Annotated in this window: 15 protein-coding genes; 4 read left to right on the top strand and 11 right to left on the bottom strand. The window is 54.9% G+C overall.

The window, feature by feature from the left end; all coding sequences use genetic code 11:
* Positions 1-3: 3 nt before the first annotated feature.
* Both HV340_RS10555 and HV340_RS10560 read right to left on the bottom strand, forming a co-directional pair.
* Positions 4-1,032 (bottom strand): methionine synthase, encoded by a 1,029-nt coding sequence (locus HV340_RS10555; protein ID WP_032681068.1) that lies wholly within the window; start codon positions 1,030-1,032, stop codon positions 4-6.
* Between the two features lie 26 nt (positions 1,033-1,058).
* Positions 1,059-2,033, bottom strand: coding sequence for a DUF1852 domain-containing protein (locus HV340_RS10560; protein ID WP_151712626.1), 975 nt, complete (start codon positions 2,031-2,033; stop codon positions 1,059-1,061).
* 171 nt (positions 2,034-2,204) lie between these two features.
* On the opposite strand from HV340_RS10560, the gene HV340_RS10565 reads away from it, so the two are divergent.
* On the top strand, positions 2,205-2,744 hold the full coding sequence (locus HV340_RS10565; protein WP_181216517.1) for a DUF2058 domain-containing protein: 540 nt from the start codon (positions 2,205-2,207) through the stop codon (positions 2,742-2,744).
* A gap of 7 nt (positions 2,745-2,751) precedes the next feature.
* On the opposite strand, the gene HV340_RS10570 is transcribed toward HV340_RS10565, so the two are convergent.
* Both HV340_RS10570 and azoR read right to left on the bottom strand, forming a co-directional pair.
* Positions 2,752-3,435 carry an RluA family pseudouridine synthase gene (locus HV340_RS10570; protein ID WP_047955576.1) on the bottom strand — a complete coding sequence of 228 codons (684 nt, stop codon included), beginning with the start codon at positions 3,433-3,435 and terminating at the stop codon, positions 2,752-2,754.
* A gap of 96 nt (positions 3,436-3,531) precedes the next feature.
* Positions 3,532-4,137 carry an FMN-dependent NADH-azoreductase gene (azoR, locus tag HV340_RS10575; protein WP_025204253.1) on the bottom strand — a complete coding sequence of 202 codons (606 nt, stop codon included), beginning with the start codon at positions 4,135-4,137 and terminating at the stop codon, positions 3,532-3,534.
* 205 nt (positions 4,138-4,342) lie between these two features.
* Between azoR and hrpA the strand changes: the two genes are divergently transcribed.
* A complete protein-coding gene (gene hrpA / locus HV340_RS10580) occupies positions 4,343-8,245 on the top strand; it encodes an ATP-dependent RNA helicase HrpA (protein WP_181216518.1) in 3,903 nt (1,300 codons plus the stop codon).
* A 43-nt stretch (positions 8,246-8,288) separates the two neighbouring features.
* On the opposite strand, the gene HV340_RS10585 is transcribed toward hrpA, so the two are convergent.
* The 4 genes from HV340_RS10585 to HV340_RS10600 form a co-directional block, all read right to left on the bottom strand.
* The gene (locus HV340_RS10585) at positions 8,289-8,948 is read right to left on the bottom strand and encodes an O-methyltransferase (RefSeq protein WP_063215367.1); all 660 of its coding nucleotides are present in this window, start codon (positions 8,946-8,948) and stop codon (positions 8,289-8,291) included.
* 88 nt (positions 8,949-9,036) lie between these two features.
* The gene (locus tag HV340_RS10590; RefSeq protein WP_181216519.1) at positions 9,037-10,416 is read right to left on the bottom strand and encodes an efflux transporter outer membrane subunit; all 1,380 of its coding nucleotides are present in this window, start codon (positions 10,414-10,416) and stop codon (positions 9,037-9,039) included.
* On the bottom strand, positions 10,413-11,495 hold the full coding sequence (locus tag HV340_RS10595; protein ID WP_014169974.1) for an HlyD family secretion protein: 1,083 nt from the start codon (positions 11,493-11,495) through the stop codon (positions 10,413-10,415). The genes HV340_RS10590 and HV340_RS10595 overlap by 4 nt, the downstream gene beginning before the upstream one ends.
* Before the next feature lie 31 nt (positions 11,496-11,526).
* Positions 11,527-13,179 (bottom strand): MFS transporter, encoded by a 1,653-nt coding sequence (locus HV340_RS10600; protein ID WP_032681063.1) that lies wholly within the window; start codon positions 13,177-13,179, stop codon positions 11,527-11,529.
* Positions 13,180-13,381: 202 nt separating this feature from the next.
* Here HV340_RS10600 and HV340_RS10605 point away from each other — a divergent pair, with 202 nt between their 5' ends.
* Entirely contained in the window at positions 13,382-14,185 is an 804-nt protein-coding gene (locus HV340_RS10605) for a YdcF family protein (protein ID WP_181216520.1), read from the top strand.
* 48 nt (positions 14,186-14,233) lie between these two features.
* Here HV340_RS10605 and gap read toward each other — a convergent pair whose 3' ends face one another.
* Entirely contained in the window at positions 14,234-15,235 is a 1,002-nt protein-coding gene (gene gap, locus HV340_RS10610; RefSeq protein WP_020884211.1) for a type I glyceraldehyde-3-phosphate dehydrogenase, read from the bottom strand.
* Positions 15,236-15,424: 189 nt separating this feature from the next.
* Here gap and cybB point away from each other — a divergent pair, with 189 nt between their 5' ends.
* Entirely contained in the window at positions 15,425-15,955 is a 531-nt protein-coding gene (gene cybB, locus HV340_RS10615; protein ID WP_025204247.1) for a cytochrome b561, read from the top strand.
* A 49-nt stretch (positions 15,956-16,004) separates the two neighbouring features.
* Here cybB and HV340_RS10620 read toward each other — a convergent pair whose 3' ends face one another.
* The gene (locus tag HV340_RS10620) at positions 16,005-17,072 is read right to left on the bottom strand and encodes an oxidoreductase (RefSeq protein WP_181216521.1); all 1,068 of its coding nucleotides are present in this window, start codon (positions 17,070-17,072) and stop codon (positions 16,005-16,007) included.
* 13 nt (positions 17,073-17,085) lie between these two features.
* Positions 17,086-17,829, bottom strand: coding sequence for a DeoR/GlpR family DNA-binding transcription regulator (locus HV340_RS10625; RefSeq protein ID WP_020884208.1), 744 nt, complete (start codon positions 17,827-17,829; stop codon positions 17,086-17,088).
* Positions 17,830-18,565 lie beyond the last annotated feature (736 nt).

The raw sequence follows: 18,565 nt of genomic DNA on the forward strand, positions 1-18,565 counted from the left end.
CGATTATGCGCCGAGTTCTTTACGGATAATGTCGGCGCCGGCGCTCAGGGCGTTGAGCTTTCCGTTGGCTACCTGACGTGAGAGCGGGGCCATCCCGCAGTTTGTTGATGGCCACAGCTTGTCGGCATCGACAAACTGCAGTGCTTTACGCAGCGTATCGGCCACTTCCTCTGGCGTCTCAATGGTATTGGTCGCCACGTCAATGGCACCCACCATCACCTTTTTGCCGCGGATCAGTTCCAGCAGGTCCATCGGTACGCGGGAGTTGTGGCACTCCAGCGAGACGATGTCGATATTGGACGTCTGCAGTTTAGGGAAGGCTTCTTCATACTGCCGCCATTCTGAACCGAGCGTTTTTTTCCAGTCGGTATTGGCTTTGATGCCATACCCGTAGCAGATATGGACCGCGGTCTGGCAGCGCAAACCTTCGATGGCGCGTTCCAGCGCGGCAATACCCCAGTCGTTCACCTCATCAAAAAACACGTTAAAGGCCGGTTCATCAAACTGGATGATATCAACGCCTGCCGCTTCTAACTCCCTCGCTTCCTGGTTGAGAATTTTGGCAAATTCCCAGGCCAGCTTTTCGCGGCTTTTATAGTGAGCGTCATAGAGGGTGTCGATCATGGTCATCGGGCCGGGCAGAGCCCACTTGATCGGTTTATCCGTGAGCTGACGTAAATACTTTGCGTCATCAACGAACACCGGTTTTTGACGCGCGACGGCATCCACCACGGTCGGCACGCTCGCGTCATAGCGGTTACGAATTCGCACGGTCTGGCGGTTCTCAAAATCAACGCCGCTGAGGTGTTCAATAAAGGTGGTGACGAAGTGCTGACGAGTCTGTTCGCCGTCGCTGACAATATCAATGCCCGCACGGATCTGCTCATCCAGAGATAAACGCAGCGCATCCTGTTTACCGGCAAGTAATTCCTGATCCTGCAATTTCCATGGCGACCAGAGCGTTTCGGGTTGCGCAAGCCAGGTTGGCTTAGGCAAACTGCCAGCCGTTGAAGTCGGGAGCAATGTTTTCATAGTAGAAGACCTTTATTATCGATTAATTAAAGCGTGTTGTGACCTGACCACTGCTCAAGAAGAGGTTTATAGGGCTTGATGAAATACGCTTCCGTAAATTTGCCCTGTTCAATTGCCAGCCGGCTGCGTTCTTCGCGGTCATAAACAATTTTTGTTAATGAATGATCCTCATGATTCAGATCGGGCTGGTAGCATTCTCCGGCTGTCGAGTTCGCATTGTAAATTTCAGGGCGATAAATTTTCTGGAAAGTCTCCATGGTGCTGATGGTGCTAATCAACTCCAGATTGGAGTAATCCCGTAATAAATCGCCGGTGAAATAAAACGCAAACGGCGCTGCGCTATTCTCAGGCATAAAGTAACGAACCTGCAGACCCATTTTCCCGAAGTACTGCTCGGTTAAGGATGTACCGTCCGGACGATACTCGATGCCCAGTACCGGGTGCTGGTTGCCCGTGCGGCGGTAGGTGTCTTTGCTGGAGACGCTCAGGCAGATCACCGGTGCCTTTTTGAAGTTCTCTTTGTATTCAGGTGAGTTAACGAAATGCCGGAAAATAGTGCCGTGCAGCTCACCAAAATTATCCGGGATCGCGAAGCGGGACTGATTTTTATTGTGCTCCGGCAGCAAGACGCTGAAATCATAATCGCGGACATAGGACGAGAAATTATTTCCAACGATACCGTCGATGCGCTCATGGGTCTTTTTATCAACGATCGTTGTTTGCAATATTTCGATGGCCGGGAAGGGCTTCTCAGCGCCGATATGTAAATCCACAGAAATAATGTCCAGTTCGAGCGCATAGCGATCGGCTTTTGGGTTATCCCAGCGCGCTAACGCGTTAAAACGGTTATTCATCATCACCAGCGTATTACGCAGGTTTTGCTGGCGTTTTTCGCCACGGGCCAGGTTGGCGAAGTTGGTGGTGGTACGCGTATTTTCTGAAGGGTTATAATTTTCATCAAAGCAACTACGCTTAAGGCTAAATGTAAAAGCATTACTCATCGTCGTTATACATCCTAAGTTCTTGTTGCTAAGAAGTTACCAATGCATAATTTATGCCTGAGCCCGTGACGGAGGGGAAGTGACTTAATTTCACTGCAACATGAGCTATCTTCATGAACAGCGCCTTTCCAGGTATAATCCCCAAAATTTCAATACGGTTTAGAAACGATCATGACAAAACTCACCCTACAAGAGCAGATGCTGAAAGCAGGCTTAGTCAGCAGTAAAAAGATGGCTAAAGTTCAGCGCACGGCCAAGAAATCGCGCGTTCAGGCCCGTGAAGCAAGGGAAGCAGTAGAAGAGAATAAAAAAGCGCAGCTCGAGCGTGACAAGCAGCTGAGCGAGCAACAGAAGCAAGCGACGCTGGCGAAAGAGTTTAAAGCGCAGGTCAAGCAGCTGATCGAAATGAACCGCATCACCGTGAACAGAGGCACCATCGCCTTTAACTTTACCGACGGCAATCTCATCAAAAAAATCGAGGTCGACAAGCAGACGCAGGCCCAGTTGATCAATGGCCGCCTGGCGATTGCGCGTCTGGTGATTAATGCCAATGGCGACTGCGACTATGCGATTATCCCGGCAGTGGTGGCCGATAAAATCGCCCAGCGCGATGCCGAGAGTATCGTGTTAAATAGTGCCCTGAGTCAGGAAGAGCAGGATGAAGACGATCCGTACGCAGATTTCAAAATTCCTGACGATTTGATGTGGTAAGCAGCGCTTAAAACGGTGCGGCGTGACGGGCGTTAATTGCCTCTGCGCTCACCGGATGCACAAAATCCAGCTCACTGGCGTGCAGCATCAGCCGCGGTATCGGTTCGGTGCCCGGCAGTGCAAGACCACCATACAGATCGCAGCCTAAAATAGGGTAGCCCAACTGCTGGCAGTGAATACGCAGCTGGTGGGTTCGCCCGGTCTCCGGGGTCAGTCTGACCCGCGTCAACGGCAGTTCCGCATCATAAAACCGGTCCACCACCTGATAGCGTGAGCGTGCGGGCTTGCCGGTAATTGCACAAATCGACATCAGCGGGAACAGCGCCGGATCTTTAGCAATCGGGGCATCAATCACTCCCTCGTCGTTTTCCACATGCCCGCAAAGCAGGGCACTGTATACCTTTCGCACGGCGCGCTGGCTGAACTGGTGACAGAGAGCGGCGTTAATCGCTTTATTGCGCGCAATCACCATCAGCCCGGATGTACCGAAATCCAGACGATGCACCAGCGTGCAGCCGGGAAACGTCTGTACCAGTCGATAATGCACGGAATCGCGGTTTTGCGGATTTTTGCCTGAAAGGCTGAGCAGACCGGAAGGCTTATTAATCAGGACCAGATGTTCGTCCTGCCAGAGGATCTCGATCTCGTCGTGACACGGTGGGGCAATAAAAGAATCTATAATCGCAGACATCAGACGGCCCGACAGAAGAGTGGGTGCGGATGATAGCGAATTTTTAGCGGCGGGGACAGAAAGAAACCCTCCCACCAGGCGGTGAGAGGGGGATGATTAAGCGGCTACGAGGCTGTCGATAGCGGCTTTCGCGTCAGTCTGCGCTTTGGTCGCAACTTCCGGGCCGTAGGCAATACCTTCAGCAAACACGAAATTCACGTCGGTGATACCGATGAAGCCCAGGAACAGAGTCAGGTACGGTGCAACCAGGTCAGTTGGGGTGTCTTTGTGAATACCACCACGGCTGGTCAGTACAATCGCACGCTTACCTTTCACCAGACCTTCAGGACCGTTTTCAGTGTAACGGAAGGTTACGCCGGCACGGGCAACCAGGTCGAAATAGTTCTTCAGCTGAGTAGGGATGTTGAAGTTGTACATTGGCGCGTTGATCACGATAACGTCGTGCGCCTGCAGTTCAGCAATCAGCTCGTCAGAGAGGGCCAGGGCTTCCTGCTGACGTGGCGTCAGGGGAGCGTCGCCTGGACGCAGCGCGCCAACCAGTTCGCCATCCAGCACAGGAATCGGGTTTGCAGCCAGGTCACGCACGGTGATTTCATCAGCAGAATGCTGTTCACGCCACTGTTCAACGAAGTAGTCAGAGAGCTGACCAGACTGTGAGTACCCTGCCAGAATACTGGATTTCAATACTAATACTTTGCTCATGGGTGATTCCTGTTTTTGCATTTGATTGAAGGGGGTTGCCCCGTTGCTTGTTGACACTCTATTCACAATCCTGTCGCAGGGATAGCGCAATATATCGAAGTCTATGTTCGAATTTTTTGAATAAGGCACTCAAAGCGCCAATGTGATACTCTATAGCAATCATTAAAAAGAGATTTTACCCGGCAGTGCACTGCCCGTTAACGCTATGACAGAACAACAAAAATTAACCTTCCCGATGCTCCTGCAACAGCTTGATTCACTGATGCTGCGTGATAAACAGCGGTTCGCCCGCCGTCTGCACGGGGTGAAGAAGGTTAAAAATCCTGATGCACAACAGGCCATTTATCAGGAGATGGCGAAAGAGATTGAACAGGCGGCAGGGAAAGTCGTGCTGCGCGAAGCCGCACGTCCGGAGATTACCTACCCGGAAAACCTGCCGGTCAGTCAGAAAAAACAGGACATTCTTGACGCCGTGCGCGACCACCAGGTGGTGATTGTCGCAGGGGAAACCGGTTCAGGGAAAACCACTCAGCTGCCGAAAATTTGTATGGAGCTGGGGCGTGGAGTGAAAGGGCTGATTGGTCACACCCAGCCGCGTCGTCTGGCGGCGCGTACCGTGGCGAACCGTATTGCCGAAGAGCTGCAAACGCAGCCCGGCGGCTGCATTGGGTATAAGGTGCGATTCAGCGACCACGTTAGCGATAACACTATGGTTAAGCTGATGACTGACGGTATTCTGCTGGCGGAAATCCAGCAGGATCGCCTGCTGATGCAGTACGACATGATCATTATCGATGAAGCGCACGAACGCAGCCTGAATATCGACTTCCTGCTCGGGTATCTGAAAGAACTGTTACCGCGTCGCCCGGACCTGAAAATTATCATCACCTCCGCCACCATCGATCCGGAGCGTTTCTCAAAGCATTTCAACAATGCGCCGATTATCGAGGTCTCTGGCCGAACGTATCCGGTGGAGGTGCGCTATCGCCCGATAGTGGAAGACGCGGACGATACCGAGCGCGATCAGCTGCAGGCCATCTTTGATGCCGTCGACGAGCTGGGAAATGAAAGCGCGGGCGACATTCTGATTTTCCTGAGCGGCGAACGAGAAATTCGCGATACCGCTGACGCCCTCAGCAAGCGCGATCTTCGCCATACCGAAATTCTGCCGCTGTATGCGCGCCTGTCAAACAGCGAACAAAACCGCGTGTTCCAGTCGCACAGCGGACGTCGTATTGTGCTGGCCACCAACGTGGCGGAAACCTCGCTTACCGTGCCGGGCATCAAATATGTGATTGACCCGGGTACGGCGCGTATCAGCCGCTACAGCTATCGCACCAAAGTGCAGCGCCTGCCAATTGAGCCGGTTTCTCAGGCTTCCGCTAATCAGCGTAAAGGCCGCTGCGGCCGTGTGTCGGAAGGGATCTGTATTCGCCTCTATTCCGAGGACGATTTCCTGTCGCGACCGGAGTTTACTGACCCGGAAATTCTGCGCACCAACCTGGCGTCGGTCATCCTGCAGATGACTGCGCTAGGGCTTGGCGACATCGCCGCGTTCCCGTTTGTCGAAGCGCCGGACAAGCGCAACATTCAGGACGGCGTGCGCCTGCTGGAAGAGCTGGGTGCCATCACCACCGACGAGCAGGCTAGCGCCTACAAACTGACGCCGCTGGGTCGTCAGCTCAGCCAGCTGCCGGTTGACCCGCGTCTGGCGCGCATGGTGCTGGAAGCACAGAAACACGGCTGTGTGCGTGAAGCGATGATCATTACCTCCGCGCTCTCGATTCAGGATCCGCGCGAGCGTCCGATGGACAAGCAGCAGGCGTCTGATGAAAAACACCGTCGGTTCCACGATAAAGAGTCCGACTTCCTCGCCTTTGTGAACCTGTGGAACTACCTCGGCGAGCAGCAGAAAGCGCTGTCGTCGAACCAGTTCCGCCGCCAGTGCCGCGTCGATTTCCTCAATTATCTGCGCGTGCGCGAGTGGCAGGATATCTACACGCAGCTGCGTCAGGTGGTGAAAGAGCTGGGCATTCCGGTTAACAGTGAACCGGCGGAGTACCGCGAAATTCACATTGCGTTGCTGACCGGTCTGCTCTCCCATATCGGGATGAAGGATGCCGACAAGCAGGAGTATACCGGGGCGCGTAACGCCCGTTTCTCCATCTTCCCGGGGTCCGGTTTATTCAAGAAACCGCCTAAATGGACCATGGTGGCCGAACTGGTGGAAACCAGCCGCCTGTGGGGCCGCATTGCGGCGCGCATTGATCCCGAATGGGTTGAACCTGTTGCCCAGCACCTGCTGAAGCGCTCATACAGTGAACCGCACTGGGAGCGCGCGCAGGGCGCGGTGATGGCGACCGAAAAAGTGACCGTTTACGGTTTGCCGGTGGTTGGCGCGCGCAAGGTTAACTACAGCCAGATAGACCCCGCGTTGTGCCGCGAGTTGTTTATTCGTCACGCGCTGGTGGAGGGCGACTGGCAGACACGTCATGCGTTCTTCCGTGAAAACCTCAAACTGCGTGCCGAAGTGGAAGAGCTTGAGCATAAATCCCGTCGCCGCGACATTCTGGTCGACGACGAGGCGCTGTTTGAGTTTTACGACCAGCGTATCAGCCACGATGTGATTTCTGCCCGCCACTTCGACAGCTGGTGGAAGAAGGCCAGCAAAGAGACCCCGGACCTGCTCAACTTTGAAAAGGGCATGTTGATCAAAGAGGGGGCGGAGTCGGTCAGCAAACTCGATTACCCGAACTTCTGGCATCAGGGCTCTCTCAAGCTGCGTCTGACCTATCAGTTTGAGCCGGGCGCGGATGCGGATGGCGTCACCGTACACATTCCGCTGCCGTTGTTAAACCAGGTCGAAGAGAGCGGATTCGAGTGGCAAATTCCAGGGCTGCGTCGCGAGCTGGTGATTGCGCTGATCAAATCGCTGCCAAAACCGGTGCGTCGTAACTTTGTGCCTGCGCCAAACTATGCCGACGCGTTTTTAGGCCGCGTAACGCCGCTGGAGTTGCCGCTGCTGGATTCGCTGGAGCGTGAGCTCAGGCGCATGACGGGCGTAACCGTCGACCGCGACGACTGGCACTGGGATCAGGTGCCCGATCACCTGAAAATCAGCTTCCGCGTGGTGGACGACAAAAACAAAAAGCTGCAGGAAGGCCGATCGCTGACCGAACTGAAAGAGGCGCTGAAAGGTAAAGTCCAGGAGACGCTTTCTGCGGTAGCTGATGACGGTATCGAGCAGAGCGGATTGCACATCTGGAGCTTTGGAGAGCTTCCGGAAAGCTATGAGCAAAAACGCGGCAACTACAGGGTGAAGGCCTGGCCTGCACTGGTAGATGAGCGTGACAGCGTGGCCATCAAACTCTTTGATAATCCACAGGAACAACAGCAGATGATGTGGCGTGGTCTGCGTCGTTTGCTGCTGCTTAATATTCCGTCACCGATTAAATATCTGCACGAGAAGTTACCGAACAAAGCCAAGCTTGGCCTCTACTTTAACCCGTACGGTAAAGTGCTGGATCTGATTGACGACTGCATCTCCTGTGGCGTGGACAAGCTTATCCACGAGGCGGGCGGTCCGGTCTGGTCAGAAGCGGAGTTTGCGGTACTGCATGAGAAAGTCAGGGCAGAACTGAACGACACCGTGGTCGACATTGCGAAACAGGTCGAGCAGATCCTCACCACCGTGTTCAATATCAACAAACGCCTGAAAGGGCGCGTGGATATGACCATGGCGCTGGGGCTGTCGGACGTGAAAGCGCAGATGGCCGGGTTAGTGTACCGTGGATTCGTTACCGGCAACGGCTTTAAACGCCTTGGCGATACGTTGCGTTATCTGCAGGCGATCGAAAAACGTCTGGAGAAAATGGCTATCGATCCGCATCGTGACCGCGCGCAGATGCTGAAAGTGGAAAGCGTGCAGAAGGCATGGCAGCAGTGGCTCAACAAATTGCCGCCGGCGCGCCGTGACGATGAAGACGTGCAGGCGATCCGCTGGATGATCGAAGAGCTGCGCGTCAGCTTCTTTGCCCAGCAGCTCGGTACGCCGTATCCCATTTCGGATAAACGTATTTTGCAGGCAATGGAGCAGATTTCGGCGTAACGTCGGGTGTTCGCCCTCTCTCTGTGAGAGAGGGCATCTGCGTTTAGCGATTCACCACGGCCAGGGTAAAGCCATCCCAACCTTTACTGCCCACCGTTTGTAGCGCGGTCGCCGTCAGGCGCGGGTTATCTCCGATCATCTCAATAAATCGTCTGACGCCCTGTACGCGGGCATCGTCGCTTTGCGCGTTAATCACTTCGCCATCCCGGACCACATTATCCCCGACGATCAGCGTTCCCGGGCGTGAGTAGTACAGTGCCCACTCCAGATACCCCGGATTGTTTGGCTTATCGGCATCGATAAAGATCAGGTCGAACGGCGGAATATCACCGACGTGTTCAAGAGAGTGCAGCGCCGGGCCTTCAATGAGCTCAATCCGATCGCTGAGCCCCGCCAGCTGGATATTCTGCCGTGCAACGCGGGCATGGATGGGGTCCGCTTCGAGGGTGATCAACTTCCCGTCAGGTGGCAGCGCACGCGCCATCCAGATAGTGCTGTAGGCGCCCAGCGTGCCGATTTCAAGGATCCGCCGTGCCTGCGTCATGCGGACAAAAAGCGCCAGCAACTGCCCTTGATTTGGCGCGACATCGTGTTCGGGTAAACCGGCACGCTGGTTGTTTTCCAGCACCCGCTGGAGGATATCATCCTCGGGAATGAGTGAAGAGATCATGTAATTATCAACTGCAGACCACTGTTGTTGCATAGATTGACTCCTGAGTGGCAGACACCGGGTTGCGCTGCGATCCGGTTTTCGCCCCCTCCATGCCGGAGAGGGCCTGTGGGGTATCAGGTCACGCGTTGCTCCAGCCTCCGCCCAGTGCTCTGTACAAATCAACCTGCGCCAGCAGCAGGTTATTTTTGACCTGCACGACGCTGGTTTGTACCGAGAACAGCGTGCGCTGGGCATCCAGCACATCCAGGTACGACGAATAGCCGTTGCGATAGCGGTTTTGCGCTATGCGCAGCGTCTCTTGCGCCACATCTTGTTGGGCAAGCAGCTCCGTCAGTTGTTCCTGATAGCGCGTGATGGCATCAAGACTGTTATTGACCTCGGCAAAGGCGTTACGGACGGTTTTTTCATAACTGTAAAGCGCCTGGTTGCGCTGGGACTGCGAAATATCCACCTGTGCGTTCAGCGCCTGGCGGTTGAGCAGCGGAGCAAGAATGCTGCCGCCGACGCTCCAGAGCTGCAGCGGGTTGTCGAGTAAGCCGGAGAGCGTGCGATCCTGTATCGATCCGGTTGCGGTCAGGTTGATCGACGGCAGCAGGCTGGCGCGTGAGGCAGCCAGCGAGGCATCAGCCGCAACCAGTTGCTTTTCAGCCTGCACAATATCCGGACGGCGATTAAGCAGCGAGGAGGGCAGTTGCGAGGGCAATGTCAGGGGCGTCAGGGCCGCGAAGTTTTCACTGTGCGCGACCTCGCCCGGGTTGCTCCCCAGCAGCAGGCTCAGGGCGTTCTCCTGCTGTGCAATCTGATGCTGCAGCAGGGGAACCTGCGCCCGCGTGGAGCGCAGTTCGGAGTCGGACTGCATCAGCTCCAGGCGTGAACTGTAGCCCGTTTCAAACTGGCGTTTAGCGAGAGTGAATGCCTCTTCCCGGGACTTCAGCGTGGAGCGGGTGACGCGAAGCTGTTCATCGAGGGACAGCAGGGTGATATAGCCGGAGGCGACCGAGGATGCCACGGTAAGATCTGCTGCCGCCGCCGCGGCTTTCTGCGCGTCCAGCGAGGCTTCAGCCGCATTCGCGGTGCTGCGGTTTACGCCCCAGATATCGACATCATAGCTGGCGGTGAGGCTGCCTTTATACAGGCTGCTGTAGATCGGCAGACCGGTGGCCGCAGATTGTGTCCGCGCGCGGGTGCCCGTGACGCCAGCATCCAGCGACGGAAACAGGCTGCCGTCGGCCGCGTAGACCCGCGCCTGATACTCGTTAATCCGTTCGCGGGCAATCAGCACGTCGCTGTTGTTCTTAAGCGCCAGGTCCACATAGCGGTTCAGATTATTGTCGTGGAAATTACGCCACCAGAGCTGTTCTGCTGGGCTTGCCGGGCCTGCTGTTGCTCGCCATTGCGTGGGGATGTGCAGCGACGGCTGCGCCGGTTTCACGTCGACCGACTGGCAACCGGCCAGCACGGTCATCATCATCAGAACGGCTATCGGGCGAAGGGTCATTGCTTCGCCTCCCGCGTATCAATGGTCACCTGCACCGACATGCCCGGACGCAGAAGCTGATAGGCTTCCTGGTCACCCAATACTTCAATTCGCACCGGAATACGCTGGGCAATTTTGACAAAGTTACCCGTGGCGTTATCCGGCGTGATGGCGCTGAACTCAACGCCGGTTGCCGGAGAGATGCTCTCCACGCGGCCCTGATAGGCCTTATCATTTAACGCATCGACGGTGAATTTCACCGGCTGACCCACCCGAAGCTCCGCCAGCTGCGTCTCTTTAATATTGGCGATCACCCAGTGCTGAGGCGGCACGAGGGTGGTGAGGTGGGTTCCGGCGGTAACGTAAGCCCCCAGACGAACGGCGATCTGACCAAGCTGGCCGTCGCGTGGCGCCACAATGCGCGTGTTTTGCAGGTCAATTTGCGCCAGCTCCAGCGCCGCTTTGGCGTTTTCCACATCCGCCTCCAGCGCGCCGCGATTGACGATCACCGTTTGCAGATCCTGGCGCGACATTTCCAGCGTGGCTTTCGCCTGATCAATGTCGGCGCTGCCCTGGGCTGCGCTTGCCAGCGCGGCGTCGCGCTCACGGATAGACAGTGAACCATCCGCCGTCAGGTCCTTTACGCGCTTCAAATCCGCCTGGGATTTCAGACTCTGGGCGCGGGCATTTTTCAGAGCCGCTTCGTTTTTGGCGATCACCGCTTCGGCGCTTTTGCGCTGTTGCAGGTTGTTGTTCAGGGCGGCAATCTTCATCGCCAGCTGCGCTTCGGCCTGATGCACCCGCTGGCGGTAGATACGGTCATCAATCTGCAGCAGCAGCTCGCCCTTTTTGACCCGGTCGAAATCCTGCACCTTCACCTCAGTGATATAGCCGTTAACCTGCGGGCTGATAAAGGTCGTCTGTCCGCGCACGTAGGCATTATCAGTAAACTGCGAGTGGCGGGTGAACGGGGGTAGCTGCCAGGCGTAGAGGATCACCAGTACGCCGACAATACCGATTGCCGCCGCGGTGAAAACCGAAACGATACGAACATTTTTACGGGTGTTGGCCTGCTCTTTAGCGGCATCCTGCTGACTCATAACATCTCCAGAGAAATCATCTTCATATTCATTACTTGTTGCCTGTTGCCTTCTTCAGGGCCATACGGGCAGTCAGGCGCAGGCGCAGCAAGCGCCATAAAATCCAGACCAGGGTGGCGGCGGCAATGCTCGCCGTCAGTAAATAAGTATCGTTATAAGCCAGAATATTTGCCTCAAGCGATGAAACCGTTTGCAGCTGGGTGATGGCCTGGGTGCCCAGCAGCGAGCTGTCGCCAATCAGGCTCCGGTACAGCCCGGTGTAAGCCTGAATACGGTCATTCACCAGCGGGTTCAGGGTTGTGAGCTGATCGGCCAGCATGCTGGAGTGGTATTTCTCGCGCCAGGTCTGGAAGGTCCCCAGGATGGCAGAGCCGAGCAGGCCGCCGAGGTTCTGGCTCATGCCAAACATCACCGAGAAGCTCACCAGGTTGCGCGGATCGGCGATTACCCCGCCAATGGCGGCCAGCATGGCAGGCGCGAGGAAGAAGGCGCTGCCGAAGCCCAGCAGGAACTGGCTGAGCATCAGCTGGTCCGGGCGGGTCAGGTTGTTCGACTGGCTGTCCAGCAGGGAGGCAACAATCATGAGCGCCAGCGAGGTAATGATCGGCCACGCCAGTTTTGTGGGCTTGATGGTCAAACAGCTGGTCACAATCCCGCAGACAATACCGGCAAAAATAGACCACGCCAGGTGGGTCATCTGCTCATTCTGCAGGCCGACATACTGCAGCCAGCCGATAACGCCGGTGTTTTGCTCCGCCAGCACGATGCGGATCAGCAGCATAATGAGCCCGAGACGCACGATGCTGCCGCTCGACAGCCAGCGGGTATTCAGCAACGGGTTAGAACGGTTATGTTCAAACACGATCGCAGACACGATTAATACCAGCGCTAATGCCAGCGACCAGCCGATCCACGGCGCTTCAAACCACCAGTAAAGACGGCCTAAGGAGAGCACCGCGCAAAGCAGCGCCATCCCCGGGGCCAGTAAAAAGAAGGTGATGAAGTCTTTTTTCTCGAAGACCTTGCGCCGGTCGCCAGGAGGCAATTTCAACGCTATCACGCAGGCCAGTGAAATGAGCGCCAGCCCGAGCTCAAAGAAGTAAAGCCCGCGCCACTCGTCAAGCTGCAGCAGCTCGGTCGAAAAGAGGCGGGCGAGGGGGATAGCGAGCGATGACCCGGTAATCCCGATGGTCAGCGCCTTCAGACGGTGTTTCGCGGGCCAGGCCTGTATCTGGTAGTAAATACCGAGGGAGCTGAGCGCGGCGGCCACCATCCCGTGTGCGGCACGCACCATCAGCGCGGAGCTGAGATCGTTTACAAACAGGTGGAAAAAGGTGACCAGCACATACAGCACCAGAAAACCTTCCGTGAAGGCACGCAAACCATACTGCTGGCGGAATTTCACCAGCAGCAGGTTGATGGAGATGTTGGTCATTACATACACCGCCGGGAGCCAGGCGATTTCTGTCGACCAGGCCCCGAAGGTTCCCTGCAGATTTTGCAGATTGGCGGTGACCACCGCATTACCCAGCGCCCCCGTCAGGCACACCAGCAGACCGACAACCCCGTAGGCAATCCGTTTTGGCGTGCTGTGTTCTGGCGTGGAGGGTGAACCCAACAGGGCGGGTTTCTCATGAGGCTGCCACTCGCGAGGAGCATAAGGGTCGCGTTCGGGCAGGCGCATAACGTCTTTTACCTTAGAAAAAATTGAATAATGAGTGGGCTAACGATTCTACGTTTGCCGCAAATGATAATTCAAGTGAATATGATTTTCGCAGGTTAATCAAATGTTGAAGAACAGGTTAAGGAAAAAGAGCGGCCCGGGAGGCCGTTGTTTTGTCGATCTGAAGTCGTTAATCTGAACCAGAGCAACTGAGGACATCACCATGGTTCAGACGCATTTTCCCCTTCTGCCGGAGTCAACCCTGGCGGCAATCAACACGGTCGGCCAGTGGCTGGCACAGGATGATCTGGGCGATACCCGCGACGTGGCGGCGGTTGACAGGGTTATTCTGGCCGGAAACGCGGTGATGCCGACTATCGACGCTGCCTGCCGTCTTGCCGCTGAACACGACGTTCCGTTACTGATTAGCGGAGGGATTGGCCATTCGACCGCGTTTTTGTATGCGGCCATCGCTCAGCATCCGCGTTATCACACTGTCCCGGTAACGGGGCGAGCGGAAGCAAGCATTCTGGCCGATATTGCCCGCCAGTTCTGGCAGATCCCTGATGCGCGCGTGTGGGTTGACGATCAATCAACCAACTGCGGAGAAAACGCGCGTTTTAGCTGGAACATGCTCAAACAACATCAACAGACGTCCGGGCGCGTGCTGGTCGTGCAGGATCCGACCATGCAGCGCCGCACGATGGCAACCTTTGCCCGCGTGTGCCGTGACGAGTCTGCTTCGCCGCAGTGGGTCAGCCACCCGGGCTATACACCGGTGCTGAAGAATGGCGAAAACGGGCTGGTGTTCAGCGGGGAGAGCGCTGGCCTCTGGCCGGTAGAGCGCTATCTCTCGCTCATGTTAGGCGAGCTTCCGCGACTCTGTGATGACATGAACGGCTATGGCCCGGCCGGGCGTGATTTTATTGCACATGTTGAATTCCCCGACGAGGTGACTGCAGCGTGGGCACGATTAAAGCAGGATCCTGTGCTTACGGATGCCCTGAACCACCGGTCGCTTCTCTGAGCAGAGGCCGTTTGCGGTTTTCCCCTCTCCGCGGAGAGGGGACAGGCATTACAGCGAGGCGAATTTGTCCAGCGTGCGCACCAGCTGGGTGACGAAACCGTATTCGTTGTCATACCAGGCGACGGTTTTCACCAGTTGCAGATCGCCAGCCTCTGAAACTTCGGTCTGTGTGGCGTCAAAGACAGAACCAAAGTGAGAGCCAATCACATCAGACGAAACAATCTCTTCATCGGTATAACCAAAAGATTTATTCCCCTGTGTCGCTTTTTTCAGCGCGGCGTTGATCTCCTCAACGGTGACCTTTTTACCCAGAATCGAGACCAGCTCGGTCACTGAACCGGTTTTCACCGGTACGCGCTGGGCGTGGCCTTTCAGCTTGCCGCTGAGGGCCGGAATCACCAGACCGATGGCTTTGGCCGCCCCGGTGGTGTGCGGAATGATATTCTCCGCCGCGGCGCGTGAGGCGCGAAGGTCTTTCCCGCGCGGGCCATCCACCAGCGCCTGCGTGCCGGTATAGGCGTGAATGGTTGTCATGGTGCCCACTTTTATTTCAAACGCATCGTGCAGGGCTTTTGCCAGTGGGGCGAGGCAGTTGGTGGTACAGGAAGCAACGGAAATAATCGTATCACTGGCGTCAATGGTATCGTCATTCACGTTATACACGATGGTTTTCATCTCACCGGCAGGGGCAGAGATCAGCACTTTTTTGGCACCGGCCTCAAGGTGTGCCTGTGATTTTTCTGCCGACGTGTAGAAGCCGGTGCATTCCACGACGATATCCACGCCCGCGGCTTTCCACGGGATATGTTTTGCCTCTTTTTCGGCGTACACGGCGATAGTTTTTCCGTCAACAATCAGGGCGTCTTCGGTGAAATCTACGCTCCACGGGAAGCCACCGTAGTTGGAATCATGCCTGAGCAGATAGGCCAGCACTTTGGGAGAGGTGAGATCGTTGATGGCGACGACGGTGTTGCTGTCCTGGGTTTCAAGAAGGCGACGCAGGACAAGGCGTCCTATGCGTCCAAATCCGTTAATGCCAATTTTACTCATGGTGTACTCCTGTGAACGCGTCTTTGCGACAGTTTGAACTCATCCAGGCTTAGACCATCACGGACAGGGCGGCAATTGAAGAAGCTTCATGCGAGGGGAAGTATTTGAAAAACCATACAGAAAAATTAATGAATTTTTAAGGAAAGGGGATTATGTTGGCGCGATATCGGTTATTTATCAGGAAATCTCATGCGTACTAAATATACAAGCCTGCAAATTGCTATCCACTGGCTGGTGTTTTTGTTAATCATCGTCGCCTACTGCGCGATGGAATTCAAAGGCTTCTTCCCACGCACCGCCCGGCCGGTAATCAACATGATCCACGTTTCGTGCGGCATCTCTGTACTGGTGTTGATGGTGACGCGTTTAGTGGTTCGCCTTAAATTCCGCGCACCGCCGATTGAACCAAAGCCAAAACCGATGGTGACCGGGCTGTCCCATCTTGGTCATCTGGTGGTGTATCTGCTGTTCATCGCGCTGCCGCTGATTGGTATTGTCATGATGTATAACCGCGGTACTGACTGGTTAGCCTTTGGTCTGGTGATGCCGCACGCGGCAGAATCGAATTTTGATCTGGTCGACGTTCTGAAAGAGTGGCACGAGACGCTGGCCAACGTGGGGTACGTTGTGATTGGTCTGCACGCGATGGCGGCGCTGATGCATCACTATTTCTGGAAAGACAACACCCTCCTGCGCATGATGCCAAAAAAACGCCAGTAACCCATAACCGCGAGCCCTGCAGCAGTCTGCAGGGCTTTTTTTTAGCGTTTTATTGCAGTTGAGCGCGTTCTTCCGGGGTTAACTCCAGCGCCTGAGTGGTGCCCGTCTCTGAGGATTTCACGGCCGCTTCCAGTACCGCCATCACCGCCAGCGCCTCGACCGGATGAACCGGATTGGTGATTTTTCCGAGTAGCGCATCACGCACGTTGATGTAGTACTGACGCTGATCGCCTTTCGGCGTGGTAACGGTCTGCGGCTCACCGTTTGCACCAAAGAACACCATGCTGTCACTGTCCTCGCCCCAGGCCTCACTGCCGGGGATCACGCCCGCCAGCAGCTGCGCTTCCTGTTGGTCGATTCGGGCTTTCACCACGCTGCCTTTATCGCCGTGAACGGTAAAACGTGCCGTTCCGCCAGCCACCAGCATGCTGCAGTGCAAAATCACTTTATGTTGCGGATAATCTAAGACCACGTGTGCCCAGTCGTTAATTTCCGCGCCGTCACGCAGCGTGGCGATATTGCCCTGTACCGACTGTGGCAGTCCAAAGAGCTGCAGCGTCTGGTCAATCAGGTGCGGCCCCAGATCAAACCACAGACCACTACCGGGCACGTTTTGCTCTCTCCAGCGCACGCGCACTTCCGGGCGGAAACGGTCAATGTGCGACTCAAGGTGTTTGACCTTGCCAAGGGTTCCTTGCTCAATAATCTGCTTAATGCCGAGGAAGTCGCTGTCCCAGCGGCGGTTATGGAAGACGGAGAGCAGCCGTTGCTTCTCTTGCGCCAGGGCAATCAGGTCGCGGGCTTCCTGCATGTCGAGCGTGAACGGTTTATCCACGACCACATGTTTGCCTGAATTCAGGGCAAGCGTTGCCAGCGGCGCGTGGGTGGCGTTAGGGGAGGCAATCACCACCAGATCGACATCTGGATGCTGAATTGCCTCTTCCGGGGTTGCCACCACCTGAACATCAGGAAGATCGCGTTTAACCTTCTCTTCATCACGAGACGAAACCACCGCCAGCTTAAGGCCGTCCACGGACTGGATCAGCGGAGCATGGAAGGTCTTGCCTACAAATCCATACCCGATCAGCGCAATGCTGATTGTCTTCACTTTACTCATGACCTTCTCCACGTTATTTCGCGCAAACCGTAATGTGCATTGCGCCAGGGTCCCCAAGCTCAGGCCAGGGACGATCTAAAAAGAGGTGCTGGATGTTGGATAATCCGCTGACCAGATACGGTTCACAGCGGTTTAGTTTCAGATGGTCGGCGACAATCCAGCGCTCATGGCTGGCCGCGAGCATCGCCCGTTTGACCTCGGCATCGGCCTCTTTTCCGGCGCTCAGACCGAGTTCAGCATGGATAGCACAGGCTCCCAGAATGGCGATATCCGCGCGGTAGCGTGACAGCAGGGAGAGGGTGGCGCTGCCGGCAAACAGTCGCTGCTTGTGATCCCATTTTCCGCCGAGCAGGATCAGTTCGATATCGTCACGGTCGCTGAAGTGCCACGCGATATCCAGCGAGGTGGTGATGATTGTCAGCGGTCCCTTCAGGAACGAGGCGACAGCCATTACCGTGCTCCCCGCATCCAGAAACAGCGTCGAACCTGGCGGAACAGCCTGCGCCACCTGTTTACCAAGACGTTGTTTGGTTTCCGGCAGCAGTGTATTGCGCCCCTGACGATTCATGGCCGACAGATTCAGGGCAATTGCCCCGCCGTGGTTCTTTTGCGCCAGCCCCTGTTTCTCGAGATCGGTCAGATCCCGGCGGATGGTGTCCGCTGAGACCTGCAGTTTGTCCGCCAGTTCCGTAATGCTGGCCTGCCCGTGCTCACTAATGATATCAAGCACATATTTTTGTCTGGCCGTTTTGTGCATGGGTGAATCCCGCAAAATGTCGCAATAAGTTGCATATTACAGCATTTTACCGCAGAGGGAAGGGTGTTGATCGAAAGTGAGTATCAATGTCCGGTATTGTTTACATTGGTTATTATTTAAATGTTATTAATACGGTGTGAGTGATTCATTCCAAATGTTAACAGCAATGTTATTGTTGTGTTTTATTAAACACACTGGCGGATATAACCATTGTGATACCAATATGCAACCATTAATGCTTTAATGAAATTAATAAATAGCAATAAATTCTGTGTTTATTTATATACATAGATATTAATGTTGTATATGGCATTATGGTTACTTAAACTGACATTTCTTTGAAAATCTTTGTGTCTGACGCATGCTGAAATTAACGCAAAAATGTGCATCCGGCGATTCTAAAATTTTACTTAAATAACAAAGACTTTATTTGTTTCATTTGAAAGCCCCTTTTTAAGGTTTTGTCCAGAAACCCCATCTTTTTTCTTATCTGTAACACCACATTAACATTGTGGGTGTAGTTGCCTATAGCGCATTTTGTTATGCTGCAAACCAGTTAAAGAAATAAGTAAATTCTTATTGTCATAAGAATATGGTCGGCTCTCATCTCCAATGGAAATGGGGTTGGGGAGCGTTTGTCCAATATTTATTCGGACCCAGGTAAGATATTTGTCGAATTATTTATACCCCTTTAGGGGTAAATATTTAAGCGTCATTCAGAGTCAGGGAGATAAAA

The organism is Enterobacter sp. RHBSTW-00975, assembly GCF_013615235.1.
In the GTDB taxonomy this organism is placed as follows: domain Bacteria; phylum Pseudomonadota; class Gammaproteobacteria; order Enterobacterales; family Enterobacteriaceae; genus Enterobacter; species Enterobacter ludwigii.

Coding starts and splice junctions, on each gene's coding strand:
- HV340_RS10555 (WP_032681068.1), bottom strand. CDS start 1,032: ATGAAAACATTGCTCCCGACTTCAACGGCTGGCAGTTTGCCTAAGCCA.
- HV340_RS10560 (WP_151712626.1), bottom strand. CDS start 2,033: ATGAGTAATGCTTTTACATTTAGCCTTAAGCGTAGTTGCTTTGATGAA.
- HV340_RS10565 (WP_181216517.1), top strand. CDS start 2,205: ATGACAAAACTCACCCTACAAGAGCAGATGCTGAAAGCAGGCTTAGTC.
- HV340_RS10570 (WP_047955576.1), bottom strand. CDS start 3,435: ATGTCTGCGATTATAGATTCTTTTATTGCCCCACCGTGTCACGACGAG.
- azoR (WP_025204253.1), bottom strand. CDS start 4,137: ATGAGCAAAGTATTAGTATTGAAATCCAGTATTCTGGCAGGGTACTCA.
- hrpA (WP_181216518.1), top strand. CDS start 4,343: ATGACAGAACAACAAAAATTAACCTTCCCGATGCTCCTGCAACAGCTT.
- HV340_RS10585 (WP_063215367.1), bottom strand. CDS start 8,948: ATGCAACAACAGTGGTCTGCAGTTGATAATTACATGATCTCTTCACTC.
- HV340_RS10590 (WP_181216519.1), bottom strand. CDS start 10,416: ATGACCCTTCGCCCGATAGCCGTTCTGATGATGATGACCGTGCTGGCC.
- HV340_RS10595 (WP_014169974.1), bottom strand. CDS start 11,495: ATGAGTCAGCAGGATGCCGCTAAAGAGCAGGCCAACACCCGTAAAAAT.
- HV340_RS10600 (WP_032681063.1), bottom strand. CDS start 13,179: ATGCGCCTGCCCGAACGCGACCCTTATGCTCCTCGCGAGTGGCAGCCT.
- HV340_RS10605 (WP_181216520.1), top strand. CDS start 13,382: ATGGTTCAGACGCATTTTCCCCTTCTGCCGGAGTCAACCCTGGCGGCA.
- gap (WP_020884211.1), bottom strand. CDS start 15,235: ATGAGTAAAATTGGCATTAACGGATTTGGACGCATAGGACGCCTTGTC.
- cybB (WP_025204247.1), top strand. CDS start 15,425: ATGCGTACTAAATATACAAGCCTGCAAATTGCTATCCACTGGCTGGTG.
- HV340_RS10620 (WP_181216521.1), bottom strand. CDS start 17,072: ATGAGTAAAGTGAAGACAATCAGCATTGCGCTGATCGGGTATGGATTT.
- HV340_RS10625 (WP_020884208.1), bottom strand. CDS start 17,829: ATGCACAAAACGGCCAGACAAAAATATGTGCTTGATATCATTAGTGAG.